General features: G+C 76.1%; 2 protein-coding genes. One reads left to right on the forward strand and one right to left on the reverse strand.

Going from position 1 to position 2548, the window contains the following annotated elements:
- The first annotated feature begins 1 nt into the window (after position 1).
- On the forward strand, positions 2-1195 hold the full coding sequence (locus tag AB0O00_RS35430) for an aminotransferase class I/II-fold pyridoxal phosphate-dependent enzyme (RefSeq protein WP_363658817.1): 1194 nt from the start codon (positions 2-4) through the stop codon (positions 1193-1195).
- Between the two features lie 12 nt (positions 1196-1207).
- Here AB0O00_RS35430 and AB0O00_RS35435 read toward each other — a convergent pair.
- Positions 1208-2548 (reverse strand): GAF domain-containing SpoIIE family protein phosphatase (locus AB0O00_RS35435; protein ID WP_363658818.1); only part of this gene is annotated, 1341 nt, incomplete at its 5' end.

Below are 2548 nucleotides of genomic sequence, written 5' to 3' on the forward strand. Positions count from 1 at the left end.
CATGAACGACTTCGACCGCACGCTGCACCCCGAGAGCCGGATCGTCCACCCGCCCGTCGTGGAGGTGAACGGCAGCCGCCCGATGGGCGTGCCGCTGCACCAGAGCCACGTGTTCGCCTTCGACTCCAGCGACGCCCTCGCGGCGGCCTTCGCCGGCCCCGACGGCGGATTCGTCTACAACCGCAACGGCAACCCGACGGTCCGTTCGCTGGAGCAGGCCGTCGCCGATCTGGAGGGCGGCACCGGCGCGCTCGCGACCTCCTCCGGGATGGGCGCCATCAACACCGTGCTGCTCGCACTGCTCCGCTCCGGCGACCACGTGATCGCCCAACGCAGCCTCTACGGCGGGACGTTCGCGACGCTGGCCGACCTCGTCGAGCGCTGGGGCGTCGAGGTCACCCACGTCGGGGGCGACGACCCGGCCGAGGTGACGGCGGCCCTGCGGCCCAACACCCGCCTGCTGCACCTGGAGACGGTCTCCAACCCGACGACGCGGGTCACCGACCTGCCCGCCCTGATCGCCGCGGCCAAGGCGGCGGGCGTGGTGACCGTCGTCGACAACACCTTCGCGACGCCGCTGCTGTGCCGGCCGATCGAGCACGGCGCGGACATCGTGATCCACTCGGCCACCAAGTACCTCGGCGGGCACTCGGACGTCCTGGCCGGCCTCGCCGTCTTCGCCACCCCGGAGCTGCACCAGAAGGTCTGGCACCACGCGCTCGAACTCGGAGCCACCGCGGACCCGTTCGCCGCCTGGCTCACCCTGCGTGGCCTGCAGACCCTCGCGCTTCGCGTCCGCCGCCACTGCGACACCGCCCTCGACCTGGCCGGCCGCCTCGCCGCGCATCCGGCGGTGACCGCCGTCCACTACCCGGGCCTGCCGACGCACCCCGACCACGAGCTGGCGCTGCGCCTGCTGCCCGAGGGGTACGGGGGCGTCCTCGCCTTCGACCTCGCGGGCGGGCGGGAGGCGGCGCGCGCGTTCACGGAGTCCGTCCGGCTCGCCTCGCTGGCGCCGTCGCTCGGCGGCGTGCACACGCTGGTGCTGCACCCGGCCAGTACGTCCCACCGGCAGCTGTCCGACGCCGAGTTGGCGGCGGCGGGGATCGGTCCGGGGACGGTCCGGGTGGCGGTCGGCATCGAGCACCCCGAGGATCTGTGGGCGGACCTGGAGCAGGCGCTCGCGAAGGCGTAGCGCCGGGGTATCTCAGCGGGCCCGGGGCCGGGCGGCCAGGAGGGCGATGTCGTCCTCGGCCGCCTCCGGCGCGATCGAGTGGAGGAGGGCGTCGAGGAGGTCGTCCAGCTCGCCCGTGGCGGGCAGGCGCAGGTCGGCGAGCCGCGCGAGCGAGACGTCGATGTCCTCGTCGCGGCGCTCGACCAGGCCGTCCGTGTAGAGGAGGAGGGTCTGGCCCGGGCTGAGCGGGTGGGTGGTCTGCTCGTAGCCGCCGAGGCCGGTGCCGAGCGGCGGGCCGGTGGGGACGCGCAGGAGCTCGGTGGGGCGGCCCGGGGTGATGAGGGCGGGCGGCAGGTGGCCCGCGCTGGAGAGCGTCCAGCGGCTGCGGCCGGGGTCGGCGAGGACCAGCAGGCAGGTCGCGGGGCGGGCCGTGTCGTTGGCGGAGATGACGGTGTCGAGCTGGCGCAGGATGCGGTGCGGCGGCAGGTCCATCCCGGCCACGTCGCGCAGCGTGGAGCGGTACTGGCTCATGTCCACCGCCGCCTCCACGCCGTGGCCCATGACGTCGCCCATCACCAGCAGCGTCCGGCCGAAGGGCAGCCGGACGGTCTCGTACCAGTCGCCGCCGACCACCGAGGTCGTGCCGGAGGGCAGGTAGCGGGAGGCGAGGTCGAGGTTCTGGTGCGGGTTGCCGGGCTCGCTGAGCAGGGCCCGCTGGAGTTCGAGCGCGATGCCCTGGGAGCGGGTGTAGCGGCGGGCGTTGTCGATGCCGGTGGCGGCGCGGCCGGCGAGGTCGCCGAGCAGCTCGGCCTCGTCGGGGGTGAACGCGGGCACGGCGTCGGTGCGGCCGAGGGTGAGCAGGCCGACGACGCGGCCGCGGGTGGCCAGCGGCAGCACGAGCACGGAGGCGAGGCCGGCGCCGGAGTCCGCGCCGTCGGTGAGCACGGCGACGCCGGCGGCGAGGCTGCGGGCGCCGGGGGAGCCCTCGTGGTGGCGGACGGACTCGCCGGGGCGGGCCAGCTCGGCGAGCGCGGCGTGCAGCCGGGGGACGGACTCGGCGGCGGCGCGGTGCAGGCGCACGGTCGGGCCGCGGCCGGCCCGGTCGGCGGTGGCCTCGGGCGGCAGGACGTCGACGGTGACGAACTCGGCGAGCCGGGGGACGGCGAAGGCGGCGAGCTCGGCGCACGTGGTGTCGACGTCGAGGGTGGTGCCGATGCGCTCGGCGGCGGCGTCGAGGAGGGCGAGCCGGGCGCGGGCCCGTTCGAGCTCGGGCCGCTGGTCGCGGGCCGGTCCGGGGTCGTCGAGGACGACCACGACGACACCGGCGGTCCGCCCGGCGCGCTCCCGCGGCCGGTAGCGCACGCGCAGTCCGGG

It is taken from the genome of Kitasatospora sp. NPDC093558, from assembly GCF_040683475.1.
GTDB lineage: Bacteria > Actinomycetota > Actinomycetes > Streptomycetales > Streptomycetaceae > Kitasatospora.

Bases quoted from the DNA above. Each gene is read 5' to 3' on its own strand.
- AB0O00_RS35430 (WP_363658817.1), top strand. From the start codon at position 2: ATGAACGACTTCGACCGCACGCTGCACCCCGAGAGCCGGATCGTCCAC.